This is a genomic window from Tistlia consotensis USBA 355, assembly GCF_900177295.1.
GTDB classification, from domain to species: domain Bacteria; phylum Pseudomonadota; class Alphaproteobacteria; order Kiloniellales; family DSM-21159; genus Tistlia; species Tistlia consotensis.
On sequence record NZ_FWZX01000026.1, the window covers coordinates 46,245 to 62,567 of the forward strand.

The 16,323-nt window shown below is 70.5% G+C and carries 16 protein-coding genes; 10 read left to right on the plus strand and 6 right to left on the minus strand.

All coding sequences use genetic code 11. The features are described from left to right. Position 1 precedes the first annotated feature (1 nt). The 5 genes from B9O00_RS24175 to B9O00_RS34275 are packed head-to-tail and all read left to right on the plus strand — an operon-like array spanning position 2 to position 3,329. The gene (locus B9O00_RS24175; RefSeq protein WP_085125313.1) at positions 2-1,021 is read left to right on the plus strand and encodes a TRAP transporter substrate-binding protein; all 1,020 of its coding nucleotides are present in this window, start codon (positions 2-4) and stop codon (positions 1,019-1,021) included. A 19-nt stretch (positions 1,022-1,040) separates the two neighbouring features. Continuing rightward, positions 1,041-1,562, plus strand: a complete 522-nt coding sequence (locus B9O00_RS24180; RefSeq protein WP_085125314.1) for a TRAP transporter small permease — start codon at positions 1,041-1,043, stop codon at positions 1,560-1,562. A gap of 12 nt (positions 1,563-1,574) precedes the next feature. After that, on the plus strand, positions 1,575-2,879 hold the full coding sequence (locus B9O00_RS24185) for a TRAP transporter large permease (RefSeq protein WP_085125315.1): 1,305 nt from the start codon (positions 1,575-1,577) through the stop codon (positions 2,877-2,879). A 19-nt stretch (positions 2,880-2,898) separates the two neighbouring features. Then, entirely contained in the window at positions 2,899-3,171 is a 273-nt protein-coding gene (locus B9O00_RS24190; protein ID WP_085125316.1) for a CoA transferase, read from the plus strand. Further along, a complete protein-coding gene (locus B9O00_RS34275) occupies positions 3,072-3,329 on the plus strand; it encodes a CoA transferase (protein ID WP_085125317.1) in 258 nt (85 codons plus the stop codon). Before B9O00_RS24190 ends, B9O00_RS34275 begins: the two co-directional genes overlap by 100 nt. A 162-nt stretch (positions 3,330-3,491) precedes the next feature. Here B9O00_RS34275 and B9O00_RS24200 read toward each other — a convergent pair whose 3' ends face one another. The 3 genes from B9O00_RS24200 to B9O00_RS24210 are packed head-to-tail and all read right to left on the minus strand — an operon-like array spanning position 3,492 to position 7,076. Continuing rightward, on the minus strand, positions 3,492-4,982 hold the full coding sequence (locus tag B9O00_RS24200) for an aldehyde dehydrogenase family protein (RefSeq protein ID WP_085125318.1): 1,491 nt from the start codon (positions 4,980-4,982) through the stop codon (positions 3,492-3,494). A gap of 26 nt (positions 4,983-5,008) precedes the next feature. Then, on the minus strand, positions 5,009-5,899 hold the full coding sequence (gene mmsB, locus B9O00_RS24205; protein ID WP_085125319.1) for a 3-hydroxyisobutyrate dehydrogenase: 891 nt from the start codon (positions 5,897-5,899) through the stop codon (positions 5,009-5,011). 37 nt (positions 5,900-5,936) lie between these two features. After that, on the minus strand, positions 5,937-7,076 hold the full coding sequence (locus tag B9O00_RS24210) for an acyl-CoA dehydrogenase family protein (protein ID WP_085125320.1): 1,140 nt from the start codon (positions 7,074-7,076) through the stop codon (positions 5,937-5,939). A gap of 71 nt (positions 7,077-7,147) precedes the next feature. Here B9O00_RS24210 and B9O00_RS24215 point away from each other — a divergent pair, with 71 nt between their 5' ends. Both B9O00_RS24215 and B9O00_RS24220 read left to right on the plus strand, forming a co-directional pair. Continuing rightward, complete coding sequence (locus B9O00_RS24215; RefSeq protein WP_322111219.1) at positions 7,148-8,110, plus strand: LysR family transcriptional regulator; 963 nt, start codon at positions 7,148-7,150, stop codon at positions 8,108-8,110. 208 nt (positions 8,111-8,318) lie between these two features. Next, complete coding sequence (locus B9O00_RS24220; protein WP_085125322.1) at positions 8,319-9,218, plus strand: SDR family NAD(P)-dependent oxidoreductase; 900 nt, start codon at positions 8,319-8,321, stop codon at positions 9,216-9,218. Positions 9,219-9,261: 43 nt separating this feature from the next. Here B9O00_RS24220 and B9O00_RS24225 read toward each other — a convergent pair whose 3' ends face one another. Continuing rightward, complete coding sequence (locus tag B9O00_RS24225; protein ID WP_218822944.1) at positions 9,262-10,134, minus strand: SDR family oxidoreductase; 873 nt, start codon at positions 10,132-10,134, stop codon at positions 9,262-9,264. A 187-nt stretch (positions 10,135-10,321) separates the two neighbouring features. Continuing rightward, the gene (locus B9O00_RS24230) at positions 10,322-11,548 is read right to left on the minus strand and encodes an acetyl-CoA hydrolase/transferase C-terminal domain-containing protein (protein ID WP_159460313.1); all 1,227 of its coding nucleotides are present in this window, start codon (positions 11,546-11,548) and stop codon (positions 10,322-10,324) included. Between the two features lie 288 nt (positions 11,549-11,836). Between B9O00_RS24230 and B9O00_RS24235 the strand changes: the two genes are divergently transcribed. Next, on the plus strand, positions 11,837-12,373 hold the full coding sequence (locus B9O00_RS24235) for a MarR family winged helix-turn-helix transcriptional regulator (protein ID WP_085125324.1): 537 nt from the start codon (positions 11,837-11,839) through the stop codon (positions 12,371-12,373). Positions 12,374-12,396: 23 nt separating this feature from the next. Here the strand turns inward: B9O00_RS24235 and B9O00_RS24240 are convergent, their stop codons facing one another. Further along, the gene (locus B9O00_RS24240) at positions 12,397-13,521 is read right to left on the minus strand and encodes a CaiB/BaiF CoA transferase family protein (RefSeq protein ID WP_218822943.1); all 1,125 of its coding nucleotides are present in this window, start codon (positions 13,519-13,521) and stop codon (positions 12,397-12,399) included. Between the two features lie 60 nt (positions 13,522-13,581). Between B9O00_RS24240 and B9O00_RS24245 the strand changes: the two genes are divergently transcribed. Together B9O00_RS24245 and B9O00_RS24250 are read left to right on the plus strand one after the other, a co-directional pair. Continuing rightward, positions 13,582-15,093, plus strand: a complete 1,512-nt coding sequence (locus B9O00_RS24245; protein ID WP_218822942.1) for a 3-hydroxy-3-methylglutaryl CoA synthase — start codon at positions 13,582-13,584, stop codon at positions 15,091-15,093. Between the two features lie 10 nt (positions 15,094-15,103). Next, positions 15,104-16,306: an acetyl-CoA acetyltransferase gene (locus B9O00_RS24250; RefSeq protein WP_085125327.1), complete on the plus strand. Its 1,203-nt coding sequence runs from the start codon at positions 15,104-15,106 to the stop codon at positions 16,304-16,306. Positions 16,307-16,323: the final 17 nt, after the last annotated feature.

Below are 16,323 nucleotides of genomic sequence, written 5' to 3' on the forward strand. Positions count from 1 at the left end.
CATGAAGAGACAGGCAAGACTGGCCGCCGCGCTCGCGGTGGCGGTACTGGCCGGAGGTGCCGGTCCGGCTCTGGCGGAGACGACCCTGACGGTCGCGCACGGCTTCTCGCCGACGCACGTGATCGCCGCGCAGGGGGTCGACCCCTGGATGGCCTGCATGAAGGCGAAGGCCGGCGACCAGCTGGGCTTCAACTACTACCCCTCGGGCCAGGTAGCCTCGACCAAGGAGATGCTGACGGCGCTCAACGCCGGCATCGCCGACCTGACGACCGTGCCGATCGGCTACGTCAGCAGCAAGATGCCGCTCAACGGCGTCTCGATGCTGCCCGGCCTCGGCAGCAGCGCCGGCCAGGTCATCCCGGTCTATTCCAAGGCGGTCAGGCAGGGCCTGCTGGCCAAGGAGTTCGAGCAGAACCACATCCGGCCGATCTGGGTCATGGTGCTGCCGGCCTACCAGATCGTCTCGCGGGTCGGGCCGCTGCGCACGAAGGAGGATTTCGCCGGCAAGGTCGTGCGCTCGGCGGGCGGCACGATGAACCTGACGCTCTCCGCGCTCGGCGCCTCGCCGGCCGAGATCCCGAGCAGCGACATGTACGTCGCCATGGAGCGCGGCACGGTCGACGCGACGCTGTCGGCCTACGCCAGCATCAAGCCCTACAACATCAACGAGGTCATGAACGCCGTCAGCGCGAACGGCGAGTTCGGCTCCTTCTCGATCGCCTTCTCGATGTCCGATTCCAGCTGGACCAAGCTGTCGCCGGAGCTGCAGCAGATGGCCAGCGACTGCGGCAGCCAGGTCGAGGGCTCGATCGCCAGGTTCCTCGACGGCGAGGTCGATGAGCTAAAGGCCGAGTTCAGCAAGGCCGGCGTTACGGTCTACGACTTCACGCCGGAGCAGCTGGCCTGGATGCACAAGCAGCTTGGGCAGGTCAGCGACGACTGGGTGGCGCGGTTGAAGGATCGCGGCCTGCCTGCCCAGCAGGCCCTGGACGAGTACCGCAAGCTGATGGGCGTCCAGTGAGCCGCCACCCGGACGCGTCGTGACCTACGCCCGGATCCACGGCGCCTTCGACGCCCTCCTTGCCCGCGGCGAGGCCGCAGCCGCCGTCCTGGCCGGCTGCGGCGCGCTGGCGGCGATGCTGCTGGTCTCGGCCGACGCGGTGATCCGCCACCTCTTCGCCCAGCCTCTGACCTTCCAGCTCTACTTCACGGAGCACTACCTGCTGGTCTCGATGGCGCTGCTGGCGCTGCCCTGGGGCTTCCGCACCGGCGGCTTCATCCGCATCGAGGGCTTCGCGATGGCCGTGCCGCTCTCGCTGCGCGGGCCGCTGCTGCGTACCGGGCTGCTCGCCGGCGCCGGCTACATCGGCTATCTCGGCTGGCTCGGCCTCGGCAAGTTCCAGGAGGCGCTGGCTGGCCACGAGGTCGACATGGGCGTGATCGACTGGCCGATCGCCTGGTCCTGGATCTGGGTGCCGCTCGGCTGCGGCCTGCTGGCACTGCGCCTGACCCTGGCGGCGAGCGCGCCGACCGCCCCCCTCTTCCGCACCACACACGACTGAGCGACCGGCATCATGACCTTCGCCCTCGGCCTGATCGTCCTGCTCGCCTTGATGATCCTCGGCGTGCCGATCGGCTTCGCCCTCGGGCTCGCCGGTGTCGCCAGCCTCGCCCTGATCGTGCCGGCTCCGGTGATCCTCGGCCTGATGACCCAGGTGGTCCACGCGACCGCGGCCAGCTACGTCCTGCTGACCATCCCGATGTTCGTGCTGATGGCCGAATTTCTCAGCGCCGGCGGCGTTGCCCAGGATCTGATGCTGGCCTGCAACCGCATGCTGCGCCGGGTGCGCGGCGGCCTGGCCATGGCCTGCGTCTTCGCCGGCGCCCTGCTCGCCTCGGCCTCGGGCAGCAGCACCGCCTCGGTCGCCAGCATCACCCGGGCCTCCTATCCGACCATGCGGCGGCTCGGCTACGACTGCGGCTTCTCGGTCGGCACAATCTCGATCGCCGGCACCCTGGCGATCATGATCCCGCCGTCGATCGCCTTCGTCGTCTACGGCCTGATGACCGACGTCTCGATCGGCAAGCTGTTCATCGCCGGCGTCCTGCCCGGCCTGCTGACCGCCGCCGGCTACATCGCGACCATCGCGCTGCTGCTCTGGCGCCGGCCGGGCCTGGCGCCAACCGGGGCTTCCCCGAACGTCGGTGGAGACGTCGGCGGAGACAGCGCCGGCCTCGAGGGTCGAGGCCAGGTCTGGCCGATCGTCCTGCTGGTCGCGATCGTGCTCGGCTGTCTCTACGGCGGCGTCGCGACGCCGACCGAGGTCGGTGCGCTGGGCGCGCTGGCCGCCGGACTGATCAGCCTCGGCCTCGGTCGCATGACCGGCCGCCGCTTCGCGACAGCTGTCGGCAACACCCTGCGCACCACGGCGCTGATCGTCACCATCATCTTCGGCGCGCACCTCTTCGGCTACTTCATCTCCTTCACCCACGTCACCGACCAGATGTTGACCTGGATCGCCGCCAGCGGCCTGTCGCGCTACAGCGTGCTGCTGCTCGTCGTGCTGGTCTACCTCGGTCTCGGCATGGTGATGGACCAGTTCGCGATCATCATCCTGACCGCGCCGATCTCCTACGCCCTGGTCACCGGACTCGGCTTCGACGGCGTCTGGTTCGGGGTGATCATCGTCAAGACCGCCGAGATCGGCCTGGTCTCGCCGCCGATGGGCCTCAACGTCTTCATTGCCGCCTCGGCCGCCGAGGTCGACGCGCGCGCCGGCTTTGCCGGCGTGCTGCCCTTCATCGTCACCGAGCTGGTCATTCTGGCGCTGCTGATCGCCGTCCCGGAGATCGTGCTTTACCTTCCGGGCACGATGTGACCAGGCGGGGAGAGGGTGGATGCTGAGGCTGCTGGACGGGGTCCGCGTGATCGAGGCCGGACACGTCGTGCTCGGCCCCTACGCCGGCCAGTTCCTCGGCGACTTCGGTGCCGACGTGGTCGAGATCGAGCCCATCGAGGGCGACGTCTATCGCGGCGTCGGCCTGGCCCGCAGCCGCGGCATGAGCGCCCAGTGGATGGCCTGCAACCGCCTCGTGCACGGCGCCGACGCCTTCCTGCACAACATGCGCGAGACGCGCTGGCCCGGCTCGGTCTCGACGATCCGACTCTGAGCGCGATCAACCCGCGCCTGGTCTACTGCGCCGCCACCGGCTTCGGCTCGGACGGTCCCTATGGCGGCCGCCCGGCGGTCGACGACGTGATCCAGGCCTGGTCGGGCCTGGCCGCGCTGAACGGCCGCCATGCCGGGCGCCGTCGCTCGTGCCGCTGACCCTCGCCGACATGCTGACGGCACTGATGCTGGGCCGGAGCCTGCTCGCCGGCCTGCACCGCCAGCGGGCGACCGGCAGGGGCTGCCATTTTTCGAGACGCCGATGTTCGAGGCGATGGTCTCGGCCCCGCTGAACCAGCACCTCCCGGGCGCCCGGCGCTGTCAGGCCATGTTCACGATCACGGTCTTCTTGTGGGTGAAGTGCTCGAGCATCGCCTCGAGCGTCGCTTCCTTGCCGAGGCCCGACTGCTTGATGCCACCATAGGACAGCGCCGGCTGCACGACCAGGTTCTGGTTGACCTGGACGAAGCCGGCCTCAAGCCGGCGGGTCGCGTCGAGCGCGGTCCTGAGGTCCTTCGTCCAGATCGTCGCGGCCAGGCCGTAGTCGCTGTCGTTGGCCGCTTCGATCGCCGCCTCGTAGTCGCTGAAGCGGATGACCGTGCAGACCGGCCCGAAGATCTCCTCGCGCGCCAGGCGGCAGGCGTTGTTGACCCCGGTGAAGATCACCGGCCGGACGAACAGGCCCTTCGCGAGCGCCGGGTCGTCCGGCAGCGCCGAGCAAAGGTGGGCCGTCGCTCCCGGCAGGTCGCGGCCGAGCTCGATGTAGGAGCGCACCCGCTCGAACTGCTGCGGCGAGACGATCGCGCCGATGTCGGTCCGCTCGTCCAGCGGATCGCCCATCACCAGGGCGTCGACCTTGGCCTTGAGCCGCTCGACGAAGGCGTCGTGCAGGCCGTCCTGGACGAAGATGCGGCTCGAGGCCGTGCAGCTCTGGCCCTGGCGGGTGAAGCGCATGCCGACGACGGCGCCGGCGACGGCCCGCTCCAGGTCGGCGTCGTCCATGACGATCATCGGACTCTTGCCGCCCAGCTCCAGGGTCACGGGAATCAGCTTCTCGGCAGCGGCCCGGTAGACCGTCCGGCCGGTCTCGACCGAGCCCGTGAAGGTGACCTTGCCGACCTTCGGATGGCCGACCAGCGGCGCGCCGCACTCCGGCCCCAGGCCGGTCAGGAGATTGAACAGGCCGGCCGGCAGCACCCGGTTCATGATCTCGGCGACGCGCAGCACCGCGAGCGGCGCCTCCTCGGCGGCCTTGACGACGACCGCGTTGCCGGCGACCAGGGCCGGCGCGATCTTCAGCGCCATCAGCAGCAGCGGCACGTTCCAGGGGATGATCGCGCCGACCACCCCGATCGGCTCGCGCAGGGTCAGGGTCAGCATGTCCGGGCTGAAGGGCACGGTCTCGCCCTTGAGCTCCGAGCCGAGGCCGCCGAAGAAGGTGAAGACGTCGGCCAGCACCGAGGCCTCGACCCGGCTCTCGGTGCGCAGGGCCTTGCCGGTCTCGAGCGCCAGCAGGCGCCCCAGCTCCTCGACGTGCTCGCCGAGCAGGCGCGCGCACTCGGCGACCAGCCTGCCGCGCTGGCGGGCGGCGACGCCCGCCCAGTCCTTCTGTGCCCGGACCGCGGCGGCAACCGCCGCCTCGACGTCCGCGGCCTCGCCGAACGGCGCCTCGGCGACGGGCTCGCCGGTCGCCGGATCGATGACCTCGAAGGTGCGACCGCTGCGCGCCGCGACCAGCGCGCCGTCGATCAGCATGCGGCCCGAGAGCGCCCTGGCCAGCGCCCGGGGATCGGTGACGGGGTCCTGCGTCATCGGCGTCGTCTCCTGATCAGCTGCCGTCATGCCGTCCCCCGCAGCATCCGGACGATGCCGGAGAAATCGACCATGCCGTGGCCGGCACCGACGAACAGCGAATAGAGCGCGGCGGCCTCGGCGCCGAGCGGCGTCGTCGCGCCGGCTGCGGCGGCCGCCTGCTGCGCCAGCCTGAGGTCCTTGAGCATCAGCGCCGCGGCGAAGCCCGGCCTGTAGTCCCGGTTCGCCGGCGAGGCCGGCACCGGCCCCGGCACCGGGCAGTAGCTGGTCAGCGACCAGCACTGGCCGGAGGCGGTCGAGCTGACCTCGAACAGCTTGCCGGCGTCGAGGCCAAGCTTCTCGGCCAGGACGAAGGCCTCGCAGACGCCGATCATCGAGATGCCGAGGATCATGTTGTTGCAGATCTTCGCCGCCTGGCCGGCGCCGACCGCACCGGTGTGAACCACGGTCCGGCCCATCGCGCGCAGCACCGGCTCCGCCCGCGCGAAGGCGGCCGGAGAGCCGCCGACCATGAAGGTCAGCGTGCCGGCCTCGGCGCCGCCGACGCCGCCGGAGACCGGTGCGTCGAGCAGTTCCAGCCCCGCCCCGGCCGCCTCGGCGCCGACCGCCCGCGCCGTCTCGACGTCGATGGTCGAGCAATCGATGACCAGGGTGCCGGCTGGCGCCGCCCGGAGCACGCCGCCCTCGCCGCCGAGCACTTCGCGGACGTGCCGGCCGGAGGGCAGCATCGTGATCGCGACCTCGGCCCCGGCCACCGCCTCCGCGGCGCTGCCGGCGATCCTCCCGCCGGCCGCCGCGAGGACCTCCAGCGCCGGCGCGGACAGGTCGAAGCCGACGACCTCGTGCCCCGCCTTCAGCAGATTGGCGGCCATCGGCCCGCCCATGTTGCCGAGGCCGATGAAAGCGATCTTCGCCACGTCCTTCCCTCCCCTTTCTCCGGGTCCATGCCGCGCGCTACGGCCGGAGCAATGCGCGCGAGACGACCAACCTCATGATCTCGTTGGTGCCCTCGAGGATCTGGTGGACCCTGAGGTCGCGCAGGTAGCGCTCGACCGGGAAGTCCCGCAGGTAGCCGTAGCCGCCGTGCAGCTGCAGCGCCTCGTCGACGATCCGGAAGCCGTTGTCGGTCGCCAGGCGCTTGGCCATCGCGCAGAGCATCGTCGCCTCGGGCGCGCCGGCGTCGAGCGCCGCCGCGGCCCGGTGCAGCAGCAGGCGGGCGCTCTCCAGCGCCGTCGCCATGTCGGCGAGCTTGAACTGGACCGACTGGAAGTCGGCCAGCGGCTGGCCGAACTGCCGGCGCTCGCGGACATACTGCAGGGCCAGCTCCAGGCAGGCCCGGGCACCGCCCAGGGAGCAGGCGCCGATGTTCAGCCGGCCGCCGTCGAGGCCCATCATGGCGATCCTGAAGCCGTCGCCCTCCGCGCCGATCCGGTTGGCGACCGGCACCCGGCAGTTGTCGAACAGCACCGCGGCGGTCGGCTGGGTCTTCCAGCCGAGCTTCCTCTCCTGGGCCCCGAAGGACAGGCCCGGCGCGTCCTTCTCGACCGCGATGCAGGAGATGCCCCTGGGGCCCGGCCCGCCGGTCCGCGCCATGACCAGGTAGAGGTTGCTGCGCCCGCCGCCGGAGATGAAGGCCTTGGCGCCGTTGAGGAGGTAGTGCTCGCCGTCCCGCTCGGCGCGGGTCGACAGCGAGGCGGCGTCGGAGCCGGCCCCGGGCTCGGTCAGGCAGTAGCTGCCGAACCACTCCATGGCGGCGAGTCTGGGCACCCAGGCCTGGCGCTGCGCCTCGCTGCCGAAGCGGTCGACCATCCAGGCGACCATGTTGTGGATCGAGAGATAGGCAGCGGTCGAGGGGCAGGCGGCCGCCAGCTCCTCGAAGATCAGCGCCGCATCGAGGCGCGCAAGGCCGGAGCCGCCAACCTCTTCCGAGGCATAGATGGCCGCGAAGCCGAGCGCCGCCGCCTCGCGCAGCGCGTCCTCGGGAAAGACCGCCCCCTCGTCCCAGGCCGCCGCGCGCGGCGCCATGACCTCGGTCGCGAAGGCACGGGCCGTCTCCCGGAACGCGCGCTGCTCTTCGCTGAGCTGGAAATCCACGGTCGTCTCCTCCCCCGGCCGGCGCCGTCGCGGGGCTGGGCCGAGGCCACGGTGTCACTGCAAAACTCTTCATGCTACGGCTGAAAATGCCCGCCAGTTGTGCAAATATGCCCCGGCACGAAAGGGGAGAGGGTCCAATGCGGGATTTCGACTGGAACGATGTCCGCTACTTCCTCGCCGTGGTCCGCACCGGCACCCTGACCCTCGCCGCCCGCCGCCTCGGAAGCGACCACACGACGGTCGGGCGGCGCCTGAGCGCGTTGGAGGCCAGCCTCGGAGCGAAGCTGATCGACCGGGGACCGACCGGTTGCACGCCGACCGCCCAGGGCGAGCGCTTCCTGGCCGACGCCGAGGCGCTGGAGAGCGTCGCGACGCGCGCGCAGGAGCGAATCGCCGGCTCGGACGTCGCCCTGTCTGGGACCGTGCGCATCGGCACGCCAGACGGCTTCGGCAGCTTCTTCCTGGCGCCGAGAATCATGACGTTCTGCGACCGCCATCCCGAGCTCGAGGTCCAGATCGTCGCCATGCCCCGGGTGTTCAGCCTGTCGAAGAGGGAGGCCGATCTCGCGATCGGCCTCACCCGCCCGGCCGAGGGGCGCCTGGTCAGCCGCAAGCTCACCGACTACTCGCTGCGCCTCTATGCGGCTCGCCGCTACCTCGAGGCCTCGCCGCCGATCCGTTGCCGCAGCGACCTCGCCGGCCACCACTTCGTCAGCTACATCGACGACCTGATCTTCTCCCCGGAACTCGACTACATGCCGCAGATCTCGCGGGATGCGAGCGCACGGCTGCAGAGCTCGAATCTCATCGCGCAGATGCAGGCCACCATCGCCGGAGCCGGCCTTTGCGTCCTGCCCTGCTTCATGGTGGACGGCGATCCGCGGCTGGTCGCCGTGCTGCCCGAGGAGGTCGTCCTGACCCGCTCGTTCTGGCTCGTCGTCCATGCCGATCAGCGGCATCTCGCCCGGATTCGCTCCGCCGCCGAGTTCATTCTCGCCGCCGCCCGAACGGACCAGTCACTGCTGAATCCCTGACCGGCCTCATCGCCGGCCACATGAGCCACCCGCCCTCCCCTTCGACGCAGCGCGAAGCTCGCCGGCCGGAAAGCCTCGTTTCCCTTCGCCGCGATTTAGTACGCTTGCACATGGTTTGCAGGCATCATATCTTCGCCCGCAGGAATCATGCTGTGACAAACCATATGCTTACGTATTGATTTCCGACAGAACGGGAGGAGCATCCAGGATGAAACTCTGCGAAGGGCGGGTCGCCATCGTGACAGGGGCCGGCCGCGGCCTCGGCCGGGCGCATGCCCTGAAGCTCGCGAGCCACGGCGCCGCCGTGGTCGTCAACGACCTCGGCTCCGAGGCCTCCGGGGTCGGCAGCGATCCCTCTCCGGCGGCCGCGGTCGTCGCCGAGATCGAGGCGGCGGGCGGGCGCGCCGTGGTCGACGGCTCCGATGCGGCAAGCTGGGAGGGCGCTGCCGAGATGGTCCGCAAGGCGGTCGAGGAGCTCGGCCGGCTCGACATCGTGGTCAACAATGCCGGCATCCTGCGCGACCGCATGCTCGTCAACATGACCGAGGAGGAATGGGATTCGGTGACGCGGGTGCACCTGAAGTCCACCTTCGCGGTCACGCGTCATGCCGCCGATCACTGGCGGAGCCTGGCCAAGCGGGGCGAGGTGCCGGACGCGCGCGTGATCAACACGACCTCGCATTCCGGCCTGTACTGCAACGTCGGTCAGGCGAACTATGCCGCGGCGAAGGCCGGGATCGCCAGCTTCTCCATCGTCGCCGCGCGCGAGCTCCAGCGCTACGGCGTGACCGTCAACGCGATCGCGCCGCGCGCGACCACACGGATGACCCAGGGGCTGCGAGAGTGGAACGAGGAGCAGCTGCGGATGCGCGATCCGGATTGGGTCGCCGCGCTCGTGACCTGGCTGGCGAGCCCAGAATCGAAGGAGGTCAGCGGCCGCGTCTTCGAGGCCTGGGGCTACGGCTTCACCGTCGCCGAGAGCTGGCAGCACGGCGCGACGGCCGAAGCCTCGCTCGATCCGACCGAGATCGGCGCGCGGATCCTCGATGTCCATCGGCGCTCGCGCAAGAACGCCGGGATCGACCTGGGCGAAGAGCTCGATCCATGACCCGTCCCGGGCGGGCCGCCTGATCCGGGCCGGGAGCCGCCGCTCAGTCGGGAAGCCGCTCCCGGATCGGCTCGAAGACCGGACGCCGAATGCCGTAGTTCAGCCGTTCGCCGCCGTCGATCACGAGCACGTGGCCCGTGACGAAGGCGGCATGGGGCGAGCAGAGCCACGTCGCCGCCCAGCCGAGCTCGTGCAGCCGGCCGGTGCGCAGCGCCGGGATGCGCGTGCGCTCCGCTTCGTAGCCCTCGGGGCGGTTCCGCGCCATGTCGGGACTGTGGTCGCCGTGGGGAAAGACGCCGGGGGCGATCGCGTTGACGCGAATGCCGTCCGGCGCCCATTCGACGGCCAGGGTCTCGGTCAGGCTGCGCACGCCGGACTTGGCAGCGGCACTGTGGGCGTGGCCCGGCGCGCCGCCGTCCACGTAGGTGGCGAGCACGTTCAGAATCGGGCCCCCGGCTCCGCAGGCCACACGGCGACGGGCGAACTCCCGGCTGCACAGGAAGGTGCCCGTCAGCACGATGTCCACCACCGCACGCCAGCCGTTCGGCGACAGCCGCTCCGCACGCACCGGGAAGTTGCCGGCAGCGTTGTTCACCAGCACCGAGACCGGCCCGGCTTCCGCCTCGATGCGCGCGAAGGCGGCACTGACGGCCTCCGGCTCGCGCACGTCGAGCGCGACCTCGATCGCGGCCCCGCCGGCTGCCTCGATTGCCGCGACGCCGCGCAGCCGGTGGTCGGCCTTGCGGCTCGCGACGGCGATCGTGGCCCCCAGGCGCGCGAACTCCAGCCCCATGCCGAGGCCGAGGCCAGTGCCCCCGCCGGTGATCAGCACGACCTGCCCCTCGAAGGTCCCCGGCGGCAGCATCGAGCGGCCGGCCGGCGGCGGCTCCGGCAGGCCCGACGGTGGCACGGTCACCGGCTTGCCCGCCGCGCCGAGCGGAGCACCTGGTGCCGGGCGCAGGCCAGCGTCATGCCTCCTCCTTGCCACCACGCAGATCACCCCGCGGTCGACCTGCCCGGGCAGGCCATCGGTCTTCTCCCGGCAACGGCCGACGCATGACATTGATACGCATGATTACCATATGCCTGCGATTCACGTCCGGTCAACCGCCTCGCCGATCGCTCCGACTGGCCTCGAGAGCAGCCTGGTGCGCGGGGGCGGCAATCGCGATCAGCCGCTCCGCACGCTCCTCCAGCGTGATTCCGCGCAGGTCGGCGGCCCCGTGCTCCGTCACCACCACGTCGACGTCGAAACGGGACAGCGACACCGGCCCCTCCCCCTGGCCCGCGGGAACGATCCGGCTGGCTGCCCCGCCGCTGCCCGTCGCCGCGAGCAGGACGACACGCAGCCCGTTCGCCAGCCTGGCGCCGGCGGCGAAGTCGGTCGCGCCGCCCGGGCCGGAAGCCGGCCGGCCGTCCCGGGATTCGGCGTAGGCCTGGCCGAAGAGGTCGACCTGATTGGCCGAGTTCAGAGTGACGAGTCCTGGCAGCTCGGAGAGCATGGTCAGGTCGTGAGTGCGGGAGACCGGGGCGAAGCGGAAGGCCGGGTCGGACAAGGTCCCGTAGAGCCTGCGCGTACCGATGGCGACGCCAGCCGTGATCGGCAAGGCAGACCTCAGGGCGCCGGCCTCGAGGAGATTCAGGCAGGCGTCGCCGATCAGACCGGACCAAAGCGCCAGCTCCCGATGTCCGCGCAGTGACAGAAGCGCGGCTTCCGGCAGGCCGCCGAGCCCGCATTGCACCACGGCGCCATCCGGCACCAGCGCTGCGACGTGACGGCCGACGGCGGCGCCGAGCGGCGTGTCGCGCGACGGGCTTTCGGGCAGCGCCGACGCCGCTTCCAGCACGGCCGTCATCTCGCGCAAGGGAATGGCCGAGGCGCCTTCGGTGCGCGGCAGCAGCGGATTGATCAGGCCGATGCGGACAGGGATATGCGGCCAGAGATCCGGCAGGAAGTCGCAGACCGGCCCGAAGCTGCAGCGGCCCGCCGCATCCGGAGGCGCGACGGCGAAGACGGCGGCGTCGATGCGGATCGAGCGGAGGCGCGCCCGAATCGCGGCATAGTTGAGGGGCAGGAAGGAGACGTTCGCGAGGCCGGCGAGAGTCGGCGCCGCGAAAAAGGTCTCCACCGCCACGCCGGCCCGGGCGAGGTCGGAGACGTCATTGAGACCGGGCACGAAAATGCCTGTGATCCGCATGTCGTCCCGGCGCAGCGCCACCTCGCGAAGCAGCTCGTGCAGCACCGGCGCGGCCGCCGAGCACTCCTGGAGCCAGATTCGCGCGCCCGCCGGGAGGAGCTCGGCAAGCTGCGCCGGATAGAACGCCGTCATGACCACGGGACGCCTGCGGAAGTCGGAACAGTTGTATTGCGCATCACCTTTCCACCAGGACTTTCGGTTTCGAACGGTCCAGCGACGCGCCGCACTTCGGCACATCCGCGTCCGCCGGACCGTCGCGACGGCCGCGCGGTCGCTGCTCCTTCATGCCGTCTCGCAGGCCGGCAATCCCTGTCGAAGGGTCGAGCGGAAAGCCCGATGAAACTTGCATAAAATATGCTTGCTTATAGTACGAACTTGTACGCATCCTTGACGCCACAACCTTCAACGGCAGGCCGCGCCATGGCAAAGAGGAAGACCGACCCGCAGGCCGAAGAGGCCAAACAGTCGATCGGACCCAAGGACTTCAGGATCGGGTTCTACGTTCACGACGTCTCGCGTCTGCGGCGGACGCTGTTCGACAGCTACATGAAGCCGCTCGGGATAACCCGATCGCAGTGGTGGGTGCTCGCCCAGCTCTCCCGCTCGCTGTCCCACAACGGCGCCGACGGCATGCTGCAGACCGACCTCGCGGCGGTGCTCGAGGTCGGCAAGGTCACGGTCGGCGGGCTCATCGACCGGCTCGAAGCTGGCGGCTTCGTGGAGCGGCGCCCCAGCCCCACGGACCGCCGCGCCAAGCGTGTCGTCATCACCGAGCGCGGCTACGAGGTGCTCGAGCAGATGAGCTCGGTCGGGCGCACGCTCAATCTCTCGATTCTCAAGGGCATCCCGAAAGACGAGGTGCGCATCGCCGAGAACGTGCTGGCCCGCATGAAGAAGAACATCCGGGAGAAGCTGGACAAGGACAGCATGGCCGAAGGCGGCGACGACGAGTCGTGACCTGGCGCGGCGCCGCCCGCCGGTCAGCGCGACCACCCGCGCCTCCTCGTGGCGGCCGGCCAGCCGGCCTCGGCATCACGGGCGAGCACGACCGGCGGCTCCAGGACAGGCGAGCCGGCCTCGGCGAAGCGCGGGGCCGGGCGCGGACGGATCTCGGCGCCGCGGATATCGTATGCCTTCCGCGCGACGTTCTGCGGATGGTGCGGCGCTTCGGCGAAGGTGAGCACCGGCGCGACACAGGCGTCACTGCCCTCGAACAGGCGACACCACTCGTCGCGCTCGCGGGTCGCGAACAAGGCCGCGTAGCGCGCCTTCAGCTCGGGCCACACGGCCGGGTCGCTGCGGTCTGGCACCTCCGGAGCCTCGTCGCCCAGACGGGCCGCGAAGACCTCGTGGAACTGGGGCTCGAGCGGCGCAACCGCGATGTCGAGACCGTCCTTGCAGCGATAGACGTTGTAGAACGGCGCCCCGCCGTCGATCAGGTTCGTTCCCGGCTCGCCCGTCCAGCGGCCACGCTCGGCGAGCGAATGGAAGATCCCGGCGAAGAGATTGGCACTGTCGAGGATCGCGGCGTCGACCACATCGCCCCGCCCCGTGCGCTCCGCCCGCAGCCGCGCGGCCAGCAGGCCGAAAGCCAGGAACAGCGCCCCGCCGCCATAGTCGCCGACCAGGTTGAGCGGCGGAGAAGGCGGCTCGCCGCGTCCGCCGAGCGCCGACAGAAGACCTGACAGCGCAATGTAGGTCAGGTCGTGGCCGGCCGAGCGGGCGAGCGGCCCATCCTGTCCCCAGCCGGTCATCCGGCCGTAGACAAGACGAGGGTTGCCACGCCTCAGATCCTCGGGGCCGAACCCCAGCCTCTCCATGACCCCCGGGCGGAAACCCTCGATCAGGATGTCCGCCTGGGAGGCGAGTTCCGCGAAATGCGTCCGATCCGCGGCGTCGCGCAGGTCGAGGTGCAGGACGCTCTTGCCGCGGTGGGTCATGTCGCGCGGGTCCACCTCGCTGCCCGGGCGCTGGATCCGCAGCACCTCGGCCCCCAGGTCGGCCAGCAGCATCGCCGCGAAGGGGCCGGGCCCGATGCCTGCCAGCTCCAGCACCCTGATGCCGGAGAGCGGTCCCATCCCCACTCCCTGCGCTGCCTGCATCATGCCTCCACCATCCACCGCCGGTCCCGATCGTCAGATGATGGTGGCAGCCAGGATAAATAAATGCTAGCTGATAGTGCGCTTGCATATTTCTTAGCAGACGAGACCTGCCGGACGAGGGCAGGCGGAAGGGGGAGGATGGAGTTCGGCATCGTCTCGAGCGGCGCTTACATACCGAAGCATCGGCTGGCTCGAAGCGCCATCGCCGCCGCCCACAGCTGGATGGCGCCCGCTCTGAAGGCACAGGCCAAAGGTGCGCGCGCCTTCTGCAATTTCGACGAGGATTCCGTCACGATGGCGGTCGAGGCGGTTCGCGACTGCCTTGCCGACGGCCCGGAACGGGCAGGCATCGAGGTGTTGGCACTGGCCTCCACGACGCTGCCCTATGCCGACCTGTCCAACGCCGCGATCGTCGCGGCCGCGGCCGACCTGCCGAAGGCGATCCGGACCCTCGAGAGCGGCGGCTCGCAGCGGGCTGCGACCTCCACGCTGCTCCAGCTTCTGCGTGGCCCGGCCTGCGACACCTTGCTCGTCGCGTCCGAGCGGCCGCAGGCGCGCCCGGCGAGCGTGCAGGAGATGCAGTCCGGCGCCGGCGCCGCGGCGCTCCGGCTGGGCTGCGGCGACCTCGTCGCGCGGTTCCTCGGGGGCGCCAGCCTGGCGGCGACCTTGGCCGACCACGTCCGCGCCAGCGACGCCGAGGAGGGATACTTCTGGGAGGAGCGCTGGGTCCGGGACGAGGGCTACGCGAAGATCGCTCCCCGGGTGATCCGGGCCGCCCTGGAGGACGCCGGGATCGGCATCGACGACATCGACCATTTCGTCATGCCCTCGCTCCTGCGGCAGGGTGCCGCCGTGGCCGCCAGGGCCGTCGGCTTCGCGGGCAAGATGGCGGACGACCTGGCAGCCGACGGCGGCCACGCCGGCGCGGCCCATGGGCTGCTGATGCTGGCGAGCGTGCTGGAGTCCGCCCGGCCGGGCGAGCGAATCCTGCTCGTGGGCTTCGGCCAGGGCGCCGATGCCCTGGTGTTCGAGGCGACGGGGCGCCGACCGTCCAGCCGGGGCGTTTCCGGCGCCCTCGCCCGCCGTGTCGAGACCACGGACTACCTTCGCCTGCTGTCGCACTACGACCGGATCGAACTGGACTGGGGCATGCGGGCCGAGAGCCCGGAGAAGGCGGCGCTGACCAACGCCTGGCGAGCCGAAGGGCAGCTGGCGGCCTTCAAGGCGGGCCGATGCCCGGCCTGCGGGGCTGTGCAGTTCCCGCAGCTGCCCTGCTGCGTCAGCCCCGGCTGCGGCACACCTCGCGACAGGTTCGCACAAGCCTCGCTGGCCGACGAGCCAGCGAAGGTCCTGACCTACACCGCCGACTGGCTGTCCTACCACCCCGCGCCCCCGCTCTACGTCGGCTTCGTCCAGTTCGAGAATGGCGCGCGGCTCTACATGGAGACCACGGACGCCGCGGCCGAGGAGATGGATGTCGGCGTGCCCGTCGCGATGGTGTTCCGCATCAAGAGGATAGACCCGCGCAGCGGCTTCCGGAGGTACTTCTGGAAGGCGACGCCGCAAGAGCCCTGAGGAGGCGACGATGGCTACCGGAATCAAGGACAAGGTCGCGATCATCGGCATGGGGTGCAGCCGGTTCGGCGAGCGTTGGGATGTCGGCGAGGACGACCTGATGGCCGAGGCCTTCGACGAGGCCCTGGCCGATGCCGGCATCGAGAAGTCGCGGATCGAAGCGGCCTGGCTCGGCTCCTGCATGGACGCGGTGAACATCGGCAACTCGGCGATCCCCGCCTCCTTCGCGCTGCGCATGGACGGGATCCCCTTCACCCGGGTCGAGAACATGTGCGCGACCGGCACCGAGGCGCTGCGCGGTGCGGCGTACGCGGTCGCCTCGGGCGCGGTCGACGTCGCGCTCGCCATCGGCGCCGAGAAGCTGAAGGATACCGGCTATGGCGGCTTGCCCAATCCCTTCAAGGGCACCTTCAACGACCTCTGGTTCCAGATCGGATCGGCCCCGGCGGGCTTTGCGCAACTCGCTTCGGGCTACCGCACCAGGTACCAGATCTCGAAGCAGGACCTGAAGCGCGCCCTCGCCCACGTCTCCTGGAAGAGCCACCAGAACGGCGCGCTGAGCCCCAAGGCGCATCTGCGCAAGCCGGTGGACATGGACACGATCCTGAACGCGCCGATGATCGCCGAGCCGCTCGGTCTCTACGACTGTTGCGGCGTCAGCGACGGGGCGGCGGCGGCGATCGTCACGACCCCGGAGATCGCGCGCACGCTCGGCAAGGTCGACATGGTCACGATCAAGGCGATCCAGCTCTCGATCAGCTCGGGAATCGAATCCTCGACCGACCAGTGGGACGGCAGCCACGTGCGCAACACGCGCAACGCCGCGAGGAAGGCCTACGAAGAGGCTGGAATCACCGATCCGCGCAGGCAGCTCGACCTGATGGAGGTGCACGACTGCTTCTCGATCACCGAGCTGGTGACCATGGAAGACCTCTTCGTCTCGGAGGAGGGCCGGGCCGTGGCCGACGTGCTGGACGGCTTCTACGACCGCGACGGCGTCGGCGTGCCCTGCCAGGTCGACGGCGGCCTCAAGTGCTTCGGCCACCCGATCGGCGCCTCGGGCCTGCGGATGGCCTACGAAAACTACAGCCAGCTGCTCGGCCGCGCGGGCGAACGCCAGATCGCGGGCGCCTCGCTCGGGCTCAGCCACAACCTCGGCGGTGTGCCCTTCCAGGGCATCGCCGCGATCTCGATCCTCGGCCTGCACGGCTGACGGCGCGCCGCGCGCCG